The organism is Variovorax sp. GW821-FHT09D05 (genome assembly GCF_059416325.1).
This window is the reverse complement of sequence record NZ_JBWKOZ010000019.1, coordinates 39841-61148: the sequence shown is the minus strand read 5'-3', so window position 1 is coordinate 61148 and position 21308 is coordinate 39841. Positions and strand designations below refer to the sequence as shown.

16 protein-coding genes, 5 tRNA genes and 1 pseudogene are annotated in these 21308 nt (G+C 64.6%); 8 read left to right on the top strand and 14 right to left on the bottom strand.

All coding sequences use genetic code 11. The features are described from left to right. The gene (locus AC07O3_RS33690) at window positions 1-315 is read left to right on the top strand and encodes a hypothetical protein (RefSeq protein WP_495341440.1); all 315 of its coding nucleotides are present in this window, start codon (window positions 1-3) and stop codon (window positions 313-315) included. A 223-nt stretch (window positions 316-538) separates the two neighbouring features. Here the strand turns inward: AC07O3_RS33690 and AC07O3_RS33685 are convergent. The 7 genes and pseudogenes from AC07O3_RS33685 to AC07O3_RS33655 all read right to left on the bottom strand — a co-directional run bounded on the left by AC07O3_RS33685 (window position 539) and on the right by AC07O3_RS33655 (window position 2140). Beyond that, window positions 539-1255, bottom strand: a pseudogene (locus AC07O3_RS33685) (SIR2 family NAD-dependent protein deacylase). 38 nt (window positions 1256-1293) lie between these two features. Next, window positions 1294-1369: transfer RNA gene (locus tag AC07O3_RS33680), tRNA-Asp, on the bottom strand. A 17-nt stretch (window positions 1370-1386) separates the two neighbouring features. Continuing rightward, window positions 1387-1462 (bottom strand) — tRNA-Gln (locus tag AC07O3_RS33675). 8 nt (window positions 1463-1470) lie between these two features. Beyond that, window positions 1471-1546 (bottom strand) — tRNA-Trp (locus tag AC07O3_RS33670). Window positions 1547-1561: 15 nt separating this feature from the next. Beyond that, a tRNA-Pro gene (locus AC07O3_RS33665) sits at window positions 1562-1639 on the bottom strand. 8 nt (window positions 1640-1647) lie between these two features. Further along, window positions 1648-1724 (bottom strand) — tRNA-Leu (locus tag AC07O3_RS33660). 206 nt (window positions 1725-1930) lie between these two features. Continuing rightward, window positions 1931-2140, bottom strand: coding sequence for a hypothetical protein (locus tag AC07O3_RS33655; RefSeq protein WP_093179973.1), 210 nt, complete (start codon window positions 2138-2140; stop codon window positions 1931-1933). Between the two features lie 133 nt (window positions 2141-2273). Between AC07O3_RS33655 and AC07O3_RS33650 the strand changes: the two genes are divergently transcribed. After that, complete coding sequence (locus AC07O3_RS33650; protein WP_495341439.1) at window positions 2274-3227, top strand: phosphate acetyltransferase; 954 nt, start codon at window positions 2274-2276, stop codon at window positions 3225-3227. Window positions 3228-3237: 10 nt separating this feature from the next. Here the strand turns inward: AC07O3_RS33650 and AC07O3_RS33645 are convergent, their stop codons facing one another. Beyond that, window positions 3238-6846: an indolepyruvate ferredoxin oxidoreductase family protein gene (locus AC07O3_RS33645; RefSeq protein ID WP_495341438.1), complete on the bottom strand. Its 3609-nt coding sequence runs from the start codon at window positions 6844-6846 to the stop codon at window positions 3238-3240. Between the two features lie 92 nt (window positions 6847-6938). Here AC07O3_RS33645 and AC07O3_RS33640 point away from each other — a divergent pair, with 92 nt between their 5' ends. From AC07O3_RS33640 to AC07O3_RS33630, 3 genes are read left to right on the top strand one after another with little or no spacing between them, the layout of a single operon-like run. Then, window positions 6939-7469, top strand: coding sequence for an Lrp/AsnC family transcriptional regulator (locus AC07O3_RS33640; protein ID WP_093059524.1), 531 nt, complete (start codon window positions 6939-6941; stop codon window positions 7467-7469). A gap of 53 nt (window positions 7470-7522) precedes the next feature. Beyond that, a complete protein-coding gene (locus AC07O3_RS33635; protein WP_495341437.1) occupies window positions 7523-8971 on the top strand; it encodes a DUF2314 domain-containing protein in 1449 nt (482 codons plus the stop codon). Between the two features lie 25 nt (window positions 8972-8996). Further along, complete coding sequence (locus tag AC07O3_RS33630; protein WP_495341436.1) at window positions 8997-9926, top strand: SMP-30/gluconolactonase/LRE family protein; 930 nt, start codon at window positions 8997-8999, stop codon at window positions 9924-9926. Here AC07O3_RS33630 and AC07O3_RS33625 read toward each other — a convergent pair. The 3 genes from AC07O3_RS33625 to AC07O3_RS33615 are packed head-to-tail and all read right to left on the bottom strand — an operon-like array spanning window position 9923 to window position 13914. After that, window positions 9923-11128: a CaiB/BaiF CoA transferase family protein gene (locus tag AC07O3_RS33625; RefSeq protein ID WP_495341435.1), complete on the bottom strand. Its 1206-nt coding sequence runs from the start codon at window positions 11126-11128 to the stop codon at window positions 9923-9925. The genes AC07O3_RS33630 and AC07O3_RS33625 overlap by 4 nt on opposite strands. Window positions 11129-11172: 44 nt before the next feature. Further along, window positions 11173-12312, bottom strand: a complete 1140-nt coding sequence (locus tag AC07O3_RS33620) for an FAS1-like dehydratase domain-containing protein (RefSeq protein ID WP_093059516.1) — start codon at window positions 12310-12312, stop codon at window positions 11173-11175. Between the two features lie 48 nt (window positions 12313-12360). Then, a complete protein-coding gene (locus AC07O3_RS33615) occupies window positions 12361-13914 on the bottom strand; it encodes an acetate--CoA ligase (RefSeq protein WP_093059514.1) in 1554 nt (517 codons plus the stop codon). A gap of 149 nt (window positions 13915-14063) precedes the next feature. Here AC07O3_RS33615 and AC07O3_RS33610 point away from each other — a divergent pair, with 149 nt between their 5' ends. From AC07O3_RS33610 to AC07O3_RS33600, 3 genes are all read left to right on the top strand, one after another. Beyond that, window positions 14064-14501, top strand: a complete 438-nt coding sequence (locus AC07O3_RS33610) for a PaaI family thioesterase (RefSeq protein ID WP_495341434.1) — start codon at window positions 14064-14066, stop codon at window positions 14499-14501. A 173-nt stretch (window positions 14502-14674) separates the two neighbouring features. Then, on the top strand, window positions 14675-15637 hold the full coding sequence (locus AC07O3_RS33605) for a Bug family tripartite tricarboxylate transporter substrate binding protein (RefSeq protein ID WP_093082116.1): 963 nt from the start codon (window positions 14675-14677) through the stop codon (window positions 15635-15637). Window positions 15638-15642: 5 nt separating this feature from the next. Beyond that, complete coding sequence (locus AC07O3_RS33600; RefSeq protein ID WP_256329668.1) at window positions 15643-16578, top strand: IclR family transcriptional regulator; 936 nt, start codon at window positions 15643-15645, stop codon at window positions 16576-16578. Window positions 16579-16622: 44 nt separating this feature from the next. On the opposite strand, the gene AC07O3_RS33595 is transcribed toward AC07O3_RS33600, so the two are convergent. Genes AC07O3_RS33595 through AC07O3_RS33585 form a run of 3 tightly spaced genes read right to left on the bottom strand, consistent with a single transcriptional unit; the run spans window position 16623 to window position 21259 of the window. Continuing rightward, window positions 16623-17555, bottom strand: a complete 933-nt coding sequence (locus AC07O3_RS33595; protein WP_093059508.1) for a dimethyl sulfoxide reductase anchor subunit family protein — start codon at window positions 17553-17555, stop codon at window positions 16623-16625. Between the two features lie 4 nt (window positions 17556-17559). Further along, entirely contained in the window at window positions 17560-18315 is a 756-nt protein-coding gene (locus tag AC07O3_RS33590) for a 4Fe-4S dicluster domain-containing protein (protein ID WP_495341433.1), read from the bottom strand. A 4-nt stretch (window positions 18316-18319) separates the two neighbouring features. Then, a complete protein-coding gene (locus AC07O3_RS33585; RefSeq protein WP_495341432.1) occupies window positions 18320-21259 on the bottom strand; it encodes a molybdopterin oxidoreductase family protein in 2940 nt (979 codons plus the stop codon). Window positions 21260-21308: the final 49 nt, after the last annotated feature.

Below are 21308 nucleotides of genomic sequence, written 5' to 3'. Positions count from 1 at the left end.
GTGGAACCAGCCGCCCTCCACTTGCAGGAGGACGGCAGCGAATCGCAACCGGATGGCGCCAGCGCTGGTGACACAGCGGGGGTCGCCCCATCTTTCAGGCGCAACGCTTTCGCATTACATCGCGCCTTCGAATCCATTCGTGCCCACTTTCCATTCGATCAAATCGAAACAAGTACGCAACGGAAGGCCCGATTTTTAACAAACTTTTCCTGCTTTATCGATCTGTTGCACGGATCTTTTTTGTCTATTTCTTCAGAAAACGTCCGAAACAAAACAATAAGTTTTAAACCGCTCCATCTCTCGAAGATGCAATGAGCCAAAGGGTCTGAGAGGTGTTGGCGGTCCGCGCTACATCGGGTTCGCAAGGCACGTACCTTAAGCGAGGCACCTGCGCACGACCAGTGCCAAACGGCATGCGGAGAAAGAACTACAGACACTGCCTGCACGATGCGCTGATCGATTCGAACAAGAAAGATCAATAAAAAAGCCCGTCATCGACACGATGACGGGCTTGGGTTGGAGCAGCGCTGCGGAGCAATCACGTGCCGGCTCTCGCCTCGTGAAGCCACCTTGCCACCAAGGCCGGCACCACGTCGGTGGCCTTGCCTTGCAGGAAGGTGAATCCGTGCGGCACGTCTTCCATGTCGAGCGCAACCAGCACTTTCTGCGCAGAGCGATCCGCGTACCGCACAAGCGATGCGGCGGGGTTGACAGTGAGCGACGTACCCACCACCAGCACGCGCGCCGCGGTGGCCACATGCAGCTCAGCTTCGTCGAAGTGCTGTACCGCTTCGCCGAACCACACGATGTCAGGCCGCAGTTGCGTGCCGTCCTCGCACAACTAGCCCATGGCAATGGGTTCGCCGTCGATGCGGTAGCGCCTGGGTTCAGGCTCCGACGTGCCGCGCGCATACGCGAGTTGCCCGTGCACGTGCAGCACGTTGCTTGAACCCGCACGCTCGTGCAGTGCATCGACGTTCTGCGTGACGATCACGACTTCATACGCCGACTCGAGCGACGCAATGGCAAGGTGCGCGGCGTTCGGCTGCGCCTGCCACGCCTTCGCTCGCCGCTCGTTGTAGAAGGCCAGCACCGCCTCGGGGTGCTTTCGCCAGCCTTCAGGGCTTGCGAGCTCCTGCCACGAGTAGGTGTTCCACAAGCCTTTGGCATCTCGGAACGTAGGCAGGCCGCTTTCGGCACTCACGCCCGAGCCCGAGAGCACGACGATCTTGTTCGGTTGGACTTCGGGTTTCATGCTTCGCTGCTCCTTTGGCGTTTGCGTTCGATCGAGTATGGCGTTCCGCAGGGGAGTCGAACCCCTGGCTTCCTCCTGGACAGGGAGGCACTCTGGCCACTGAGTTAGCGGAACGAAAGAGAAAGAAGAGCTGGCAGACCCTCAAGGATTCGAACCTTGGATGCCGGGATCAAAACCCGGTGCCTTGGACCACTAGGCGAAGGGCCGGTAAGGAATGGCGCGCGCGGAAGGAGTCGAACCTTCAACCGTTGGGTTTGGAGTCCAGTGCTCTGCCAGTTGAGCTACACACGCGTGGAAAAAAAGAGATGGTCTGAGTGGCAGGATTTGAACCTGCAGCCTCCTGCTTCCAAGGCAGGCCGTCTACCAGATTGACACTACACCCAGAGAAAATTTGGTGCCCCAGGGGAGACTCGAACTCCCAGAATTCCGCTTCTAAGGCGGACACGTCTACCAATTGCGTCACCAGGGCTGAATGAAAAATGTGAGAGGCGACGATCCGTTCCAGTGGCCGGTCTCGCCTCGATGCTTGCGAATTTTTAAAGAGCGTTCACGGGGCCGAAGCCCGGTGTCATGCAGCACGATCGCTGCTTGAGAAATGAGTGAAGCGAAAAACGAAGAGGCCCGGAACCTTGCGGTGTCCGGGCCTCTTTTCGAGAGAGCTAGGGAGGTCTGCGCCTATGCGCTTCCTCCACCCGGTTGCACCTGATCCTCGTAATCGCACGACCACAGATTGGTCTGCGGCTTCTGCATGGAATACGGGGACTGATCGAGCTGCTGCAACGACGGCAGCAGACCAAAGCTGAGGCCGGCATGCGATGCGACGCGCACGAACACATTGCCCGATGCGGGGCAAGTGCTGTAGATGCGGATCTGTGCGGCTTTCACGATGGTGTCCTGTTGGCGTTGACTGGGTTTGGAATGTAAATAGTCTTTACACAATCGTCAACCACCTCGATCAACTTTTTTTCAAGTACCGTTGCGGCAACACACTCCCTCCCCTTCACCTCCAGGAGCCCGCATGGCGTCTTCGACCCTCGCAGCCCATCCGCACTACGACCGCCTGATCGCAGCCGCGCGCAACCTGCCTCCGTTGCGCGTTGCAGTGGTCCACCCCGCCAACGCTGTGTCGCTCGAAGCAGCACTCTCCTCTGCGGCACTGGGCCTCATCGCTCCTACGCTGGTCGGCCCGCGCACAAAGATCGAAGCCGCGGCGCACGAGATAGGCGCCGACATCTCTGGCATAGCCATCGTCGATGCACCGCACAGCCACGCCGCAGCCGATGCCGCCGTCGCGATGGCACTGCGCGGCGAGGTCGATGCATTGATGAAGGGCAGCCTTCACACCGACGAACTGATGGGCGCAGTCGTGCGCCGCGAAGGCGGCCTGCGCACCTCGCGCCGCATCAGTCATTGCTTCGTGATGGACATACCCGGCCACGCGCAGCCGCTGATCATTTCGGATGCGGCCATCAACATCGCGCCCACGCTCGAAGAGAAGGTCGACATCGTGCAGAACGCCATCGACCTTGCGCATGCGCTGCAGATGCCGGCGGTGCGCGTGGCCGTTCTCTCGGCAACTGAAACTGTCAACCCCAAGGTGCCGTCAACGCTCGATGCCGCAGTGCTGTGCAAGATGGCCGATCGCGGCCAGATCACCGGCGCGGTGCTCGACGGCCCGCTCGCGATGGACAACGCCATCGACGCCGAAGCCGCGCACATCAAGGGCATCACCTCGCCGGTAGCGGGCCGCGCCAATGTGCTCATCGTGCCCGACCTGGACGCGGGCAACATGCTCGCCAAGAGCCTCACTTTTCTCGGTGGCGCCTATGCAGCAGGCATCGTGCTGGGCACCAAGGTGCCGGTGATCCTCACGAGCCGCGCCGATTCCGAACCCGCACGACTCGCCTCTTGCGCCGTCGCGTCCATGCTGGCGAAGGCGGGGCGCGACAAGCTCATCAAGGCGGTCGGCTGAGCAGCCAGGGTCAGCGCGCACCGGCCACGATCGCGATCCCCCGGATCTGCCCCGCCTCCACAGCACGCTCCGGCTTCGGATAGCGCGCCGGTGCAAACCGGTGCAGCAACTCAGCCTCCCGCAGCTTCGCGGCTTCGAGGTTCGCGAGCTTGACGTGGCCGAAGCCACGAATCGACAGCGGCAGCGCAGCAATGCGCGCGGCCGTTGCCTGATTGCCGGCCGACAGCTCGCCAGCCATGGCTTCGAGCAGGCCATCGAAATGCGCGATCAACTCGCGCTCTGCGCGTCGCTCGCCAGTGCGCCCGAATGGATCGAAAGCCGTGCCGCGCAGCCGCTTGCCAAGCGCCAGCCATCGCATCGCTGACAGCATCCAGCCGCCGATACGGATCTTGGCGGGTACCTGCCCGTGTGCCCCACGAGAAACCAGCGGCGGCGCCATGTGGAATTCGAGCTTCAACTCGCCTTCGAACTGCTCCTTCAGCTTCTGCATGAACGCGCCATCGGTGTACAGGCGCGCCACTTCGTACTCGTCCTTGTAGCTCATGAGCTTGAGCAGGCTGCGCGCCGCATTGCGCGTGAAAGGCAGGCTCGCATCGCCGCCCGGCAGTGCCGCCTCGCGCGTCTGCAGGCTGCGGATGCGCGTCTCGAAGCGGGCCGCCCATGCGGCGTTCTGGTAGCCGGTCAGATGCCCGCGTGCATCAGCGAGCAACACATCGAACGGGCGCTCATCGGTCGTTGATGCCTGCGCATCGATAGGCGCAGCGCGCAACTGATCCAGCGCCGCAGGGTCACCCGCAGCAAGCCGCCCCAGCGAAAACGCCGACTGGTTGGCCGCCACCGCCACGCCGTTCAGCTCGATCGCATGCATCAGCGCCTCCAGGCTCAGCGGCACCAGTCCGCGCTGCCATGCGTAACCAGTCGCGACGATGTTCGCCGCCAGCGTGTCGCCCAGGAACTCTTCCGCCAGACTTTGCGCATCGAAGGTCTCGACCTGCTCTTCGCCAGCGACGAAGCGCATCTTCTCCAGCAGCAGATCCACATGCAGATCCGCATCGGGGTTGCGCAGCGACTCGGCCACCGGAATCTCATGGATGTTCGCCAGCACGCGCGTGCGTCCGTGTCGCACGGTCTGCAGCGCATCGGCCGACGCACCTACGACCACGTCGCAGGCCAGGATCGCATCGGCCTGTTGCGTGTCGATGCGCACCTGATGGAGCCGCTCGCGCGAATCGGCCAGCCGCACGAAGCTCAGCACCGAGCCGCCCTTCTGCGCGAAGCCCATGAAGTCGAGCACGCTCGCGGCCTTGGCTTCCAGGTGCGCCGCCATCGCGATCACCGCGCCGACCGTTACCACGCCGGTGCCGCCCACGCCGGTCACGAGCAGGTCGTAGGGGCCGGTCCACACATGCTCCGCCGGATGCGGCAATGCGGCCACCCGATGCAGGAAGGCATCGCGCCCGGCCGCCAGCGCGCCGCTCTTGCGGCGCAGTTTACCGCCCGTCACGCCCACGAAGCTGGGGCAGAAGCCCTTGGCGCAGGAGTAGTCCTTGTTGCAGCTGGTCTGGTCGATCTTGCGCTTGCGGCCCATCGACGTTTCGTGCGGCAGTACGGCCACGCAGTTGCTTTGCACGGTGCAGTCGCCGCAGCCTTCGCACACCGCCTCGTTGATGAACAGGCGCTTGGGCGGGTCGGCCAGTTCGCCCTTCTTGCGGCGGCGGCGCTTCTCGGCCGCGCAGGTCTGTTCGTAGATGAGCACCGTCACGCCAGGCATCTCGCGCAGGCGGCGCTGCACGTCGTCGAGCGCGGCGCGATCGTGAAACTCGGTGCCCTTCGGAAAGCGGTCCTTGATGTCGTCGTACTTGCTGATTTCGTCGCTGACGACGACGACCTTGCGCACCCCTTCCGATTCGACCTGCCGCGCGATGGCATCCACGCTGATGACGCCATCGACCGGCTGCCCGCCAGTCATCGCCACCGCGTCGTTGAACAGGATCTTGTAGGTGAGCGTTGCCTTGGCCGCCACGGCCTGCCGGATCGCGAGGTAGCCCGAGTGGTAGTACGTGCCATCGCCCAGGTTCTGGAACACGTGCGGCGTCTTGGTGAACATCGCGTGCGAGATCCAGTCGACGCCCTCCCCGCCCATCTGGATCAGCCCTGCCGTGCTGCGGTCCATCCAGTTGGCCATGAAGTGGCAGCCGATGCCGGCGCGCGCCGTCGAACCTTCGGGCACCTTGGTGCTGGTGTTGTGCGGGCAGCCGGCGCAGAAATACGGCACGCGCTTGACCGCATCGCTCGCGTTGCCGAGCAGCTCGGGCGGCGTGAAGTCGCGCACGTGCTGCAGGTGGTCACCCAGGTCGTGGTTGTCGGGAAAGTGCACGGCCAGCCAGTGCGCAACCAGCTCGATGAGCCGCGATGGGCGCAGCTCGCCGAGCGCCGACACCAGCGGCTGGCCGTCTCGATCGTGCTTGCCCACGAGCACAGGCCGCGCTTCGGGCGGTGCGTTGTAGAAGATGTCGCGCAGCTGCGTCTCGACCACTGCGCCCTTCTCCTCGACGATGAGAATCTCTTCCAGCCCCTGCGCGAAAGCCTTGATGCGCGTCCGCTCGACCGGAAAGCTCAGGCCTATCTTGTAGAGCCGCACACCGGCGCGGGCCAGTTGCTCCGGTGAGAGTTCGAGCCGGCGCAGCACTTCCATCAGGTCGTGATGCGCCTTGCCGCAGGTGACGATGCCCACCTTCGCGTGCGGGCTCACGATCACATCTCGATCGATGCTGTTGCGCTTGGTGAAAGCAGCCACCGCCGCGAGCTTGTCTTCGAGCCGCGATTCGATGCGCAGCGACGGCAGGTCGGGCCAGCGGTAGTGCAGGCCGTCAGGCGGCGCGTGGTGGCCGGTGGCGGCGCTCACGGTATCGGCGTCTTCCCAGGCCTCGACGCGCTCGTTGATCACGTCCAGGTCGACGGTGCCGGCGCTTTCGACCACTTCAGACAGCGCCGCCATGCCGACCCAGGCACCCGAGTAGCGCGACAGCTCGTAGCCGTACAGGCCGAACTCCAGGTACTCGGCCACGCACGAGGGCTGCATCACCGGCATGCGCCAAGCCATGAAGGCGTGGTCGCTCTGGTGCGGCATCGACGACGACACGCAGCCGTGGTCGTCGCCCGCCACCACCAGCACGCCGCCGTGCGGCGACGAGCCATACGCATTGCCGTGCTTGAGGGCGTCGCCAGCGCGGTCCACGCCCGGCCCCTTGCCGTACCACATGGCAAACACGCCTTCGACGGTGCGCTCCGGATCGGACTCGACGCGCTGCGTGCCCAGCACCTGCGTGGCCGCCAGCTCTTCGTTGACGGCCGGCACAAAGCGGATGCCCGTTTCCTTGAAGCGCTCTCCGGCCTTCCAGATGGCCTGGTCGACCATGCCCAGCGGCGAGCCGCGGTAGCCGCTGACGAAGCCCTGCGTGTGCAGGCCGCGCTGCGCGTCGCGCCGGCCCTGCATCACCAGCACGCGGATCAGCGCCTGCGTGCCGGTGATGAAGACCGAGCCCGAAGGGGCCCAGAGGTTGTCGGAGAGCTGGTAGCCGGGCCGTCTGAGTGCGGCTGTGTCGTGTGGGGCGTTCATGCCCGGAATTGTTCTGCGACACACCAGGGAAGTGCTTCTTCAATACACTGGCGCAGACCCTTGTTTGAAGAATAATCTTCTCGGAATTTGCCATGAACGTCGATTCTCTTTCCCTTGACGAGCATTGCCTCAAGATCCTTTCTGCACTGCAGCACGATGGCCGCCAGACGGTGCAGCAGATTTCAGACACCATCGGCCTGTCGCCCACGCCCTGCTGGAAGCGCATAAAAGACATGGAAACGGCCGGCGTCATCCGCGGCTACACGGCGCTGGTCGACCCCGAACTGGTGGGCCTGCACGTGTCTGCCGTGGCCGAGGTGAACCTCGACCGCCACAGCGAGGCGATGGTGCAGCGCTTCGAAGAGGCCGTGGCCGCGAGCCCGCAGATCATTCGCTGCGTGTCGGCCACCGGGCCCGCGGACTACATCCTGAACGTGACCGTGCCGGACATGAAGCACTACGAGCGCTTCCTGCACGAGGTGCTGTTCAGCCTGCCAGGCGTGACGCACGTGCGTTCGAGCATCGTGCTGCGCGAGATCAAGTCGGAGACAGCGCTGCCGCTCGACCACCTGCTGCCCGGCACGCCGGGCAAGCCTCGCGCGACGGGGGGCCGGCGAAGCTAAGGCCGGGCCGTGTGGAGAATGCCGGCATCCGCAGCAACGAAGACGTCCTGACCATGCCCTCACCAAAAACGACCGCCTTCTTCCCCCGCCTCGCGCTCGCCGCGCTGATTCTTTCTTCTACCGGTGCTGTCGCCTTCGCGGCCACGCCGACCGCGACCGCGGCACCAGCGACTGCGCAAAGCGCAGCCAAGGCCGTACCAGGCGCCCCGGTGCCCGCAGGCTCGCCGCAGCAGACTGGCCCGGTCCACTTCCAGTTCGCCATCTACTACGCCAAGGCCCCGGCTACCGACCCGATGGCCGCGTTGCGCAGCCGGCTCGCCAAGCTCGGCGACAGCCCGAAACTGCTGAAAGCGGCACCCACGCCAGCGACGGCCACCGAGCCCGTGGTCTTCGCGAACTGGAACACCACCACGGTGCTCAAGGAGTACCGCGCGCCGAGCATGGAAATGCTGCAGCGCTTCGGCCGCGGCATCTCGCGCGAGCAAGCCGAAGCCCTGCAGACCGCGGACAAGGCACTCATCATCGATTTCGCGCACCCGGCGCAGCAGTCGTCGGCCGCGATGCAGAAAGCCCTGCAGCTCACACTGCAGGTGGCGCGCGACACCAACGGCCTGCTGTGGGACGAAGAAACACGCGAGGTCTTTTCGCCCGACGAATGGCAGAAGCGCCGCATCGACACCTGGGCCGGCGGCGTGCCCGACATGTCGCAGCACACGACCATTCATGCCTACCGCAGCGGCGACCTCGTGCGGGCCATCACGCTCGGCATGTCGAAGTTCGGATTGCCCGACGTGGTGGTGAGCGATTTCTCGTGGTCGAGCAACCGGCCGATGGGCAACCTCGTCAACATGTTCTCGCAGGCGATGGTCGAAGGCGCCACGCTGGCGCAGCCCGGCCAGTACGACCTGGACCTGCGCGCACTCAAGCACGCCGCCGCGCGCGACCCGCAACTCACGCACCTGAAGCCCAATGCCGCAGCGGTGGCAAAGCTCTCGCTGGTCAACGGCACATGGGAAAGCGGTGATCCGCAGAACCGGCTGTACGAGATCCGCTTCGATCGCTACAAGGGCCCCGACCGCTATGCGCAGCAGACCGCAATGCTGGTCTCGGTCTTCGGTGCTGACGAAGACAGCGTCACGCGGCTCAAGCACAACGACGAACTGCTCGCCGCCAGCAAGGCGGCCAACGCGCAGTTGCCAAAGCTGCGCGACGCCTTCGCCAAGGGCCTGCAGCCCGGCGAATACATCCTCGTGAAGGCACCGTTCACCACGCGCAGCGGCAGCAACGAATGGATGTGGGTCGAAGTCGCACGCTGGAACGGTGACGTCATCGAAGGCCTGCTGAAGAACGAACCGGTCGAGGTACCGAACCTGCACGCGGGCCAGATGGTGAAGGTTTCGCAAGCCAAGGTCTTCGACTACATGCGCCGCTACGCGGACGGTCGAGAGGAAGGCAACGAGACTTCCAAGATCATCGCGCGCATGCAGAATCCGAAAAAGTAAGAGGATCGATCACCGAGGCCCTCCAATGCACATTCGCGAACTCGCCACCGGCCTGCAGTTTCCCGAAGGCCCGATCGCCATGGACGATGGCTCGGTGCTGCTGGTCGAGATCGCGCGTGGCACGCTCACCCGCGTACGTGCTGACGGACTGGTGCAAGTGGTTGCCGACCTCGGCGGCGGGCCGAACGGCGCGGCCATCGGGCCCGATGGTGCGGTCTATGTCTGCAACAACGGTGGCTTCAAGTGGCACACAGAAGCCGACGGCTGCTTGCGGCCGGTCGGCCAGGCCGAAGACTATTCGGGCGGCCGCATCGAACGCGTGAACCTCGCCACCGGCCGCGCCGAGCGCCTGTACGAAACAGTCGAAGGCGGCGCGCTGTGCGGCCCCAACGACATCGTGTTCGACGCACAGGGCGACTTCTACTTCACCGACCTGGGCAAGGTGCGCGAGCACGACATGGACCGCGGTGGCCTCTTCTACGGCCATGCCGATGGCAGCGCCGCAAGCACCATCGCCCGGCCGGTGATGACGCCCAACGGCATCGCCCTTTCGCCGGACGGCAACACGCTCTACTACGCCGAGACCGAGGGCGCCCGCGTCTGGGCCTTCGACATCACCGCGCCGGGCCGCGTTCGCAAGGACGGCTGGCCCTCGCCGCATGGCGGCCGCATGCTCTGCGCCTCGCCGGGCGGGCACTACCAGCGCTTCGATTCGATGGCTGTCGACGCGCTCGGCAACCTGTGCGTGGCGACGCTGCTGCACGGCGGCATCAGCATCGTGTCGCCCGATGGCAGCACCGTCGAGCATGTGCCGCTGCCCGACCGCTACACCACCAACATCTGCTTCGGCGGGCGCGACCGGCGCACGGCCTACGTCACGCTCTCGGGCAGCGGGAGGCTGATTGCCATCGATGACTGGCCGACGCCCGGGCTCACGTTGAACTTCGAAGCCTAAGCAAAGGGAATGGCCGTATTCGGCGCGGGCACGACGCCGTCGGCAAACAGTTGCTCGATCTCGAGCGCGGTGAATCCGAGCGATTCCAGGACGCAGACGGCGTCTGAATTGAAAGGCCGAGGACTCGCGCCCGGCGAGCCTGGCGTGCCGTGCAACCGGACAGGAAGACCGATTCCCTTGTAGTCATCGCGAGCGACCACCATCTCGCGATGCTTTGCGTGAGGCTGGGCAAAGGCCTCCGACACCGAATGCACAGGCGCCGCGGGCACCCCCGCCGCCATCAACGCATCGCACAGCGTCTTGCGCGCGCGGTGGCAGATGGCGTGTTCGATCTCGACCCGAAGGGCATCCCGATGCTGCAGACGCCCAGCGTTGTCGGCGAAGCGTTCGTCCACCGCAAGGTCAGGTCGTTCGACCACACCGCAGAAGCGCTCGAACTGGCCACGGTTCATGATCCCGAGAAAGATCTCGCCGTCGCCGCACGTGAAGCGGTCGTAGGGCGCAATGTTGGGATGGGCGCTGCCGAGCAGACCCGGCTCCTGATGCGATTGAAAGTAGTTGGCCGCATGCGGGACCAGCAGGCTCAGCGCCGCATCGAACAGCGTAGCCTCCACGTGCTGCCCTTGGCCCGAGACGTTGCGGCCTTGCAGCGCAAGCAGGATGCCCGACAGCGCGGTGTAGGCGGTGAGGTGGTCGACGATGGGCACGCCGATCCGTGTCGGGCCACTCGCCTGTTCGCCATTGACGCTCATGAGTCCGCACAGCGCCTGCAGCACCGCGTCATAGCCGGGCAGCCCACCCAGCGGGCCGTCTGCGCCAAAGCCGCTGATGCTGCAGTGGATGAGGCGCGGGAAGCGCTCCTTGATCCACCCTTCGTAAGAAATTCCCCATTTTTCCAGCGTACCGGGCAGAAAGTTCTCGATCAGGACGTCGGCCTCCTCGAGCAACCGTTCGAGGATCCGCCGTCCCGGCGGCTTCGAAAGATCGATGCTGATGCACTGCTTGCCCCGGTTTATCGCGCTGAAGTAGGACGCGTCACCGTGCCGGTCGAAGGGCGGCCCTAGCGTGCGGGTGTCGTCACCACCGGGCGGCTCCACCTTGATCACATGCGCGCCGTGATCCGCGAGCATTTGCGAGCACATCGGCCCCGCCAGCACGCGCGACAGATCCACTACCCGAATGCCGCTGAGCGCACCACGCATCGTTTGTCTTCCTTGTTGGCCTTTTTTGTTTCCGGCCGCAAATACTAGCCGCGGCTGGGCAATTCAACCACGCCGGAACCGAGCACGGAGAGCTCATCGTCCTGGTTGCGCGCTTCCTGCTCGATCTCGACCAGATGCTTGCCGTCCTCGACGTACTTGCGCTTCACATGCCCCTTGATGAACAGCATGTCGCCCTCGGGGTTGTGGCGGCGGATCTTGCAGCTGGCCTTGCGCAGGAAGCCGTCGTCGCCCATCCAGTTCGTCAGGTGATGCGTGAGCCAGGAAGTGCGCTCCGGGCCGTAGTCGTAGGCGCCCGGTGCGCCCACTTCAAGCGCGAAGTCTTCTTCCCAATGCACGCGCTCGGGCACGTCGGGAATGCCGAAGCGGTTGGTAATGCCCACGCCGGGATGCGCGTCGATCAGCTTCCAGGCCATCTTGTTGGCACGGATATAAAGGCCGCCCCAGCCCTGCGCATAGGCGATGAAGCCGGTCACGGTCATCGGGCCCTTGAACATCACAGGCAGCGCCTCGCCTTCGACCACGTCTTCCCAGTAGCGCGGGGTCGCGCCGCGCACTTCCTCGTTGCGATAGAGCTTGAAGGCCTCCTGGATCTCCTCGGGCGAGTACTGCCGGGGCGTGCGTGCGCGCACTTCCTTGTACTTCGTGCCCTGCTCCCGGGCATGATCGCGCTCGGTGCGGAAGCACCAGCTGTCGGCCTCGGACACCTTGTCGCCCTTCTGGTTGTAGAAGTCGACGTGATAGATCTGCTGGACCGCGCGGCCCGCGAAACGCGTCTGGTGCTCGACCAGGTCCTTGAGGTAGGCCTCGGTGCGGATCTCATCATTGCGCAGTACGGGCTTGTGCCAGGTCCAGTCGGCGCCCGACCACATCGCATGCACACCCGGCAGGCCACCCACATAGCCCGACACGATCCGGCTGGTCGAGAACAGGAAGCTCGGGAGTGCCACGACGCTGCCGTACCTCGTCTTTGCGGCATAGGCTGGATCGCACCAGAGCGGGTTGTCGTCTCCGATGCCGTGTGCGTAATGGCGAATGTTGTCGCGCGTGGCTTCGTAGCACCATGGCTCCTGGGTGTTTTCGATCTTCTGGCCGATGCGCTCGCGCAATTCGTCCAGGCCGCGCTCGGTGATCTTCGGGAAGGTTCTTTCGCTTTGCACAGACATCGTTGGTCTCCTGGTGGTTGTAGATAAGAGGGTTGGGGAATAAAGGGGTCAGACGCTCGCGGGCTGCCGCTCGCGGTCTCGCAGGACCTTGCGATGCACCTTGCCGGCGGGTGTCTTGGGAAGGTCCGACACGAAGACCACGTGGCGCGGATACTCGTGCTGACTCAGTCGGCTGCGCACGAGGTCCTGGATTTCCTTGGTGAAGGCATCACTGCCCTCGCGCTCCGTGACGACAAAGGCCTTCACCACCTGGCCCCGGAGTTCGTCGGCTACGCCAATCGCAGCGGCCTCGCGCACGTCGGGGTGTTTGAGCACCGCGTCTTCGATCTCCACCGCGCTCATGGTCCAGCCCGCGGAGATGATCACGTCGTCGGCCCGGCCAGCGTGAAAGAAGTAGCCGTCCTGGTCGACCTTGCCCAGGTCCTTGGTGGGCACCCAGGCGTCGTTGCGCCAGATCTTGAGTTCGCCCACGACACCCGGTGCACATGTCTTGCCTTCCGGGTCCTGAACATCGACCCGCCCTCCGGGGATGGGCTTGCCGAGCGAACCGGGCTTCACCTTGAAATCCGCAGCGCCGGGGTAGTTCACGAGAATCACGCCGATCTCGGTGGTGCCGTACATGCTGCACACGGGCCGCCCGAAAGTGGCGCGGACGAAATCTTCTGTTTCGCTGTCCATCGGCTCGCCGGTGAAGGAAACCTTTTCCAGGTAGTACTTGTATTTGTCCGCGGCACCTGAGTTGCGCATCATCCGGAAGTGCGTTGCCGCGGCCGAAATGTTGTTGAAGCGGCCGTGTTGCAGGGCCTTGAGCAGCCGTGCCGCATCGAACTTTCCGGAGTAGGCGCCGATGGTCACCCCGAGCGCCAGCGGTGCCAGCGTGCCGTGCCAGAGCCCATGCCCCCATGCGGGAGACGACGGGCAAAAAAAGCGGTCGCCAGGCCGGACGCCGGTGCCGTAGAGCGCCGCCAGCATCAACGTGACGAGTGCGCGCTGCTTGTGCTTGACGGCTGCCGGCAATTCGCGGGTGGTGCCGGACGTGTACTGGAATATCGCGTAGTCCTCGGCCGTTGTCCGAACCTCGAAGGTGTCGGGGAACGCACTCAGGCTCTGCACGAAGCCGCCATCGGCCACGAGCACCTCGACACCGTCGATGCCTTGGGACACCGGCGCCTTCTCGGCATTGGTCACGAGAATTTTCGGCTTGCAGTCTTCCACGCGCAGACGAATGCCGTCCGGGCCAAAGAGCGTAAAGAGCGGCACGGCGATCGCGCCCGTCTTGATCGCTCCGAAGATCGCCACGTAGAAGGCCAGCGAGGGCTCGAGCATGACCGCGACGCGATCGCCGGGCTGGACGCCACGCGCCACCAGCAGATTGGCGAAGCGATTCGACAGGCGCGACAGCGCCTTGAACGTGATGACCTCTTCGCTGCCATTCGCATACGCCACCACGATGGCCACCTTTCCTTCGCTCGCATGGCGGTCGACGCACTCGTAGGCGATGTTGAACGACTGCCGGTCGCCGTCGAAAAGCGCCCAGAGCGTCTCCGTCGAGCAATGCGACTGTGCGTCTGAGAAGGAGGTGTAGTCGGTCAGGTGGGTCATCAGTTCAGGTCCTCTTGCGATGCCTGAACTATGCGACTCACTATGTTTTATTGTCAAATACGACTCTATTTTGTATATAGACAAAACATCAGATTCAGTTGAGGTAGAAAGAACACCTTCGACATCCTCCAACGAACACCTCTCATGCCATGGAAGAACCCATCGATTCATTCGAGAACCTTGCCGCTGCAGGCTGGCGTCGCATCCGCACAGCCGGTGCCTTCATGGCGACCGCCGGACCGCTGTGGACCAGGCGAGAAGGCACGAGCTGGGTCTACGCCGTCTGGTCGACCGACGCTCATCTGAACCCGGCGGGTGTCGTGCACGGCGGCCTTCTGGCCACCTTGACCGATCACGCGATCAGCACCGTGGCCTGGGAGGCCGCCTCACGCATGCCCTGCGTGACGGTGCAGCTGGACACGCAATTTCTGGCGCCGGTAGCAGCCGGCGTGCTCGTGGAAGCTCGAGCGCAGCTGGTGCGCCGCACCTCGAGCCTGCTGTTCATGCGCGGCCAGCTGCGGGCTGCGGGTCAGGAGGTTCTGGTCGCGCAGGCGCTCATGAAAGTGCAAAAATTAATTTTGTCTTAGTACAAATTTGCATCTTCTTTGACAATTTCATCCGCGACTTTGATACTTGATTCAACCCGTCCGACCGTGGTGTGCCATCGAATCACAACACTCCGAACGGAGGCCAGGCCTGTGACACAGACCCGAAAAAGGGCGTCAGGCCCGGACCGACGATGCCTTCACAGGAGACAAAAATGAGACTTTGGAAACTGCTCGCCACGGGCTGCGCAATCGCTCTTTGTTCGCACGGTGCGCCGGCACAGACCTACCCCACCAAGCCGATCCGGATCATCGTGGCCTACCAGGCCGGGCAAGGCACCGACATCGCCACGCGCTACCTCGGCAACCTGCTGGCCAAGGAGCTGGGGCAACCGGTCATCGTCGACAACCGGCCGGGCGCCGGTGGCAATCTCGGCACCGAGCTTGCCGCCGACGCGCCGCCCGACGGCTACACGCTCACGATGGGGACCAATGCCACGCATGCGGTCAACCAGTACCTTTATGCCGGCCAGCGCATCAAGACGGAGAAGGACTTCGAACCGATCGTTCTGACGGGCAGCTTTCCGATGGTGCTGGTTGTGAACGCCAAGTCGCCGATGCGATCCATCGGCGATCTGGTGAGTGCGCTCAAGAGCGACCCTCGCTCCGCGGACATCGCGACACCGAGCACGAGCGCCCGCCTGGTCATCGAACTGCTCAAGGAGCGCTCCAGGCTCCAGATCTTCCAGGTGCCGTACAAGGGCTCCGGCAGTGCGATGACCGATGTGCTCGGCGGGCAGTTGCCGCTGCTGATCGATACCCCCACTGCATTGCGCTCGCAGCTGCAGGCAGGCCACGTGCGCGCTCTGGCCGTCACCTCTGCGGTGCCGAGCGCGCTCGTCCCGGGCATCAAGCCGGTGGCGGAACAGGGCTATGCGGGATTCGAGGTCATCGCATGGAACGCGCTCTTCGCGCCACACGGCACGCCTTCGGCCACGCTGGACGTGTTGAACGAAGCAATGAACCGGATTCTCAAGAAGCCCGAGACCCGCCAGCAATTGCTGGAGTACGGTTTCGACCCGGGCGGCGGCACGCGCCAGCAGCTCGCCGAGTTCGTGCAGAGCGAGCGCCGAAAGTGGGAGCCGATCATCAAGACGTCGGGAATGAAGGCGGACTAGGACCGATGGACACCATGACTGCGCTGACCGACCCTCTCTCCGCTATCGGGAACACCTGGGCTGGCCTGGTTCGCCGCGCGCCTTCTGGGATAAGCTTGCGCCCGCCAATCGCAAGCCCCATGAAGTCCAGTTCCTCTTCCGCCTCGAAGCCAACGAAAACAGGCGCCAAGCCCACCAAGCCCGTGCGTGTCAGGCCGGTGCCCGGCGTCACGCGGGCCATCGCGATCCTGCGACTTCTCGGGCGCTCCGCGCATGCGATGGGCGTCAAGGCCATTGCCGATGAACTCGAACTCGTCCCCAGCACCTGCCTGCATATTCTTCGTGCACTCATCGTTGAAGACCTGGTCAAGATCGACAGCGACACCAAGCGCTACTCGCTGGGAACCGGCATGTTGAGCCTGGCCCGCAGCGCGATCGAAAGCAGCAGCTTCGCCAGCCTCGCACAACCAGTACTCGACGTTCTGGCCAACGAGTGGAACGTAACGATGATCGGCGTCGAAACCCATGACATGGAGCCGATGGTCGTGCTGGCCTTGTCGCGCTCCAACGCTCCCTTCCGCCTGCATGTGGATGTCGGCAGTCGTTTCCCTGCGCTGGTCAGTGCCACGGGGCGCCTGGTGGCGGCCTTCAGCAGCGAGACGTGGCCGCAGATCGAAAAGCGTTTCAAGGCCCTGCGATGGGACAAGCCAATCGATCTTGCCACCTGGAAGCGCGAGGTCGAGCAGGTCCGCAAGCGCGGCTTCAGCATCGATCGCGGCTACTACATGAGCGGCGTGACGGTGATTGCCGTGCCGCTGCTCGATGCCTCCGGGCGGGTAGCGCACACACTTGTCGCCACTGGCCTGTCTGACAAGTTGGCCGGTGCGGCCGGCACCGCTCTGGCCTTGGCCATGAAGAAGGAAGCAGATGCGCTGTCGACGCTGCTTCCATCACGCAGGTAAGCAGGCCTGCCTTCTCGAGCCGAGCGCGATCACGCTGTTGCTCGCTAAGACACCACCTGGTAGTACAGGTTCTGCGGGTGCTTCGCCTGCGCGAAGAAGAACCAGCGCTCGGCAAGCAGGCCCGGTGCCTGCACCAGCACCGCGAGCAACCACGGCAACACCGCGGCACTCGCAAGGCCCCACACCAAAAGCAACGCCGGCAACACGAAGGCCAGCAGCAGAAACCCAAGCTTCATGTTCTTCAGCGCAGCCAGCGATGCACCATGAAAGAACTCGCGCGTGTTGAACGACCCGGCCGACATGCCCATCGACTTCTGAACCAGCTTCTGCGTGCGGATGCCAGTGGCGGACTGCAGCGTCGATTTGTGGCGGATGCCCGCATTGCGCCGGAGCGCTTGCCCGCGCGCAGCCCACGCTGCCAGCGTGGCAACCAGCGCACACGGCCCGAAGACTTGTACGAAGCGCGCCTCACCGCTCAAAGCCGCCATTGCACAGGCCAGCACCAGCCCCGACGACAACCCGATCAGCGTGAAGTTGACGATAGTCAGCGGATGCGCCCATTCCTCGATGAAGCTCAGGCAGGCATAGATCATCGCGGTGCAGTACCAGAGCGCGACGGCCCCGCACAGCACCAGCACGGGCAGCAGCCACGACCACGGCGCGCCGATACCCAGCATCAGCGACAGCCACCACAGCCCCACCAGCGCGATGAAGGCTGGCAGCACGATCACCTCGCGCGACATCCACGAAGTGCGCCACATCAGCACTGCACGCCACGCACGAGTCTTGCGCCCCAGGTGCATGAACGATGCGGCAAGCCCGGCCACGAGCAGCACTTCGGCAACACCAAGCGCCAGCGTCAGGAAGCCGGGTGCCAGCGCAAGGCCGAACAGCGCCGCAAGCGCGAGCGTGAAGACCAGCCCCTGAGCCGCGCCGGCCAGCGTGGTGAAGAAAAGAATCGAGAACGCGGGATGCATCCGGCTACTCCCGCGCGTCCGTTGCCTGCGGGGCTTGCGTGGCTTGCGTGATGTGACGCGGCAGGTACTGGTTGGCCGGGCTGGTCTCCCACTCGGGCATCAGTTGGTAGCCACCGCGCTCGCGGATGGCCTTCGACACTTCGGAGTCCGGGTCCTTCACGTCGCCGAAGATGCGCGCGCCCGTGGGGCAGGCCTTCACGCAGGCCGGCTTGCGGTCTTCCTTCGGCAGTTGCTCGTCGTAGATGCGGTCCACGCACAGCGTGCACTTGGTCATGACCTGGCGCTCTTCGTCGAGCTCGCGTGCGCCGTAGGGGCAGGCCCATGCGCAGTACTTGCAGCCGATGCACTTGTCGTAGTCGACCAGCACGATGCCGTCTTCCTTGCGCTTGTAGCTCGCGCCCGTGGGGCACACGGGCACGCAGGGCGGATCTTCGCAGTGCAGGCAGCTCTTGGGGAAGTGGATGGTTTCAGTGACCGGGAAGGCGCCGGCCTCGTAGGTCTGCACGCGGTTGAAGAAGGTGCCGGTGGGGTTGGCGGCATAGGGCCGCTCGTCGGCGAGCGGGCCTGCGCTGCCGGAGGTGTTCCATTGCTTGCACGAGGTGACGCAGGCGTGGCAGCCGACACAGACGTTGAGGTCGATGACGAGGGCGAGTTGCTTGGCGAGTGTCTCGCCCTGTGCCGCACGCACCGTGTTGCTCCCTCTCCCGTTGGCGGGAGAGGGGGCAAGACCGGAGCCGACGACATCAGGTCCTTCAACCACTGCATCATTTCCTCCCCCTCCCCGCAAAGTACGTCAACACGCTCGCCGCCTTGCCCAGCACCCCGGGCACCGCCGGCATGCTCGCGATCTGCGGGTAGCTCTCTTCGGGCTCGCCCGGTTCGGCCGGCCGTATGCGCACGCGCACGTCGTACCAGCCGGCCTGCCCGGTGATCGGGTCGGAGTTGCTGATGGTCCCGCTCGCAGTGCCGGCGCAGGGCAGCTCCTCGCTGATCAGGTGGTTCAGCAGAAAGCCCTTGCGCGCCTCGTCCGCTCCAGGCGCCAGCTGCCATGCGCCGTCCGCCTTGCCGATGGCATTCCACGTCCACACAGTGCCAGGCTCCACCGCCTCGCTGTAGCGCAGCATGCAGCGCACCTTGCCCCAGCGGCTCTCGACCCAGCACCAGCCGCCATCGGCGATGCCAGCGGCCTGCGCGGTCAGCGGATTCACGTGCAGGTAGTTGTGGCTGTGTATCTGCCGCAGCCACGCGTTCTGCGAGTCCCACGAGTGGTACATCGCCATCGGCCGCTGCGTGAGCGCATTGAGCGGGTACGCATCGAGATCGGTCGCAGCCTCCTCGAGCGGCGCATACCAGAACGGCAGCGGGTCGAAGTATTTGTCGATGCGCTCACGCAGCGCATCGGGCGGCTGCCGCCCCGCGCTCTTGCCCTGCGCCGCAAGGCGAAAGCTCTGCAGCGTGTCGGAGTACAGCGCCAGCTGCACCGGGTCGTTGCGCTGGCGCCAGCCCTTGTCTTTTGCGAAGTCCAGGTATTCCCGGTTCCAGTTGCGCATGTAGTGCATGGTCTCGGGCATGTGGTACTGGAACACGCAGTTGTTCTGCGCATACGCTTCCCACTGCTTCGGATTGGGCGCGCCGCGCAGGTGCTCGGTGCCGTCCTTGCCGCGCCAGCCCATGAGAAAACCGATGCCCGGCTGCGGCTCGAAGTTGACGACGAAGTCGGGGTAGCCCGTGAACTTGCGCCCCCCCTCCGGCGTGGTGAAAGCCGGAAACTTCAGCCGCGAGGCCAGCTCGATCAACACCTCCTGGAAGGGCCTGCACTCCCCCGTCGGCGGCACCACCGGCACGCGCACCGAATCCACCGGCCCATCGAACTCGGAGATCGGCCGGTCGAGCATGCCCATCACGTCGTGGCGTTCGAGGTACGTGGTGTCGGGCAGCACCAGGTCGGCAAAGGCCACGGTCTCGCTCTGGAAGGCGTCGCACACCACGAGGAAGGGAATCATGTGCTCGCCATTCTCGTCCTTGCGGTTGAGCATCTCGCGCACCGCCATCGTGTTCATGCTGGAGTTCCACGCCATGTTGGCCATGAAGATCAGCAGCGTGTCGATGCGGTACGGGTCGCCCTTTGCCGCATTGGTGATCACGTTGTGCATGAGTCCATGCGCCGACAACGGGTGCTCCCACGAAAACGCATGGTCGATGCGGATCGGCGAACCATCGGGGTTGATCGCCAGCTCTTCCGGGCTGGCCGGAAAACCCAGTGGCGCGGCATTGAGCGGCGTGTTCGGCTGGATCATTCCGGGGTCGTTGAAGGCCCGGTAGTTCGGCACGATGTGACGCGGATACGGTGCCTTGTGACGGAAGCCACCCGGTGCGTCGATGGTGCCGAGCACGCTCATCAGCACGGCCAGCGCACGCACGGTCTGGAAACCGTTGGAGTGCGCCGCCAGCCCGCGCATCGCATGGAAGGCCACGGGGCGCGCCTGAGTGGTCGGGTGCTGCTTGCCCCATGCGTCAGTCCACGGAATGGGCAACTCGAAGGCCTGCTGCAGTGCCGTCTCGCCCATCTCGCGAGCCAGCTTGCGGATGCGCGCCGCGTCGATGCCGGTGATGGCCTGCGCCCACTCGGGCGTGCAGCTCGCCACCCGCTCACGCAACAGCTGGAATGAAGGCGCAACGCGCGTACCGTCGGCCAGCGTGTAGTGGCCTTCGAGCGCCGGATCGCAGCCGTCGGCAATGCCTTCGGGATACGCGGGCATCACCGTGCCGCTGGCCTTGTCCCACACCAGCTTGTTGTGCGGGTTGCGACCGTCGCCCGGTGGGCCACGCTCGGGGTCGAAGGCAAACAAGCCTTCGCGCTCGCAGTTGTCGAGCACCACGAGCTGCGGTGCGTTGGTGAAGCGCTTGAGGAAGGCGTGGTCCACAAGCTCGTTGCCGATCAGCTCGTGCAGCAGCGCCATGAACAGCGCGCCGTCGGTCCCCGGCTTGATCGGAATCCACTCGTCGGCAATCGCCGAATAGCCCGTGCGCACCGGGTTGATCGAAATGAAGCGACCGCCAGCCCGCTTGAACTTGCTGATCGCGATCTTCATCGGGTTGCTGTGATGATCTTCGGCAGTGCCGATCATCACGAACAGCTTGGCGCGCTCCAGGTCGGGCCCACCGAATTCCCAGAAGCTGCCGCCGATGGTGTAGATCATTCCCGCGGCCATGTTGACCGAGCAGAAGCCGCCGTGCGCCGCGTAGTTGGGCGTGCCGAACTGCCGCGCGAACAGGCCCGTGAGTGCCTGCATCTGGTCGCGCCCCGTGAACAGCGCGAACTTCTTCGGGTCGGTCGCGCGGATCTTGCCGAGCCGCTCGGTGAGCATGTCGTAGGCGCGCTCCCAGCTGATGGGCTCGAACTCGCCGGCTCCGCGCTCGCTGCCGGCCTTGCGCAGCAGCGGCTGCGTGATACGTGCCGGCGACACCTGCTTCATGATTCCCGACGAGCCCTTGGCGCAGATCACGCCCTGGTTCAGCGGATGGTTCGGGTTGCCGTCGATGTAGCGAACCTCGGGACCCTTTTCGCCTTCACGCAGGTGCACGCGAATGCCGCAGCGGCAGGCGCACATGTAGCAGGTGGTGGTCTTGACCGTGGTGTCGGCCGTGGGCGTGGGCGCGACCAGCGGGTCGTGCACCGGCTCGCGAGACAGGAAGCTGAACACTGGCGGTCCTTTGTTTTCAGGCGGGGTCCGTGCGATGTTATGCAGCCTC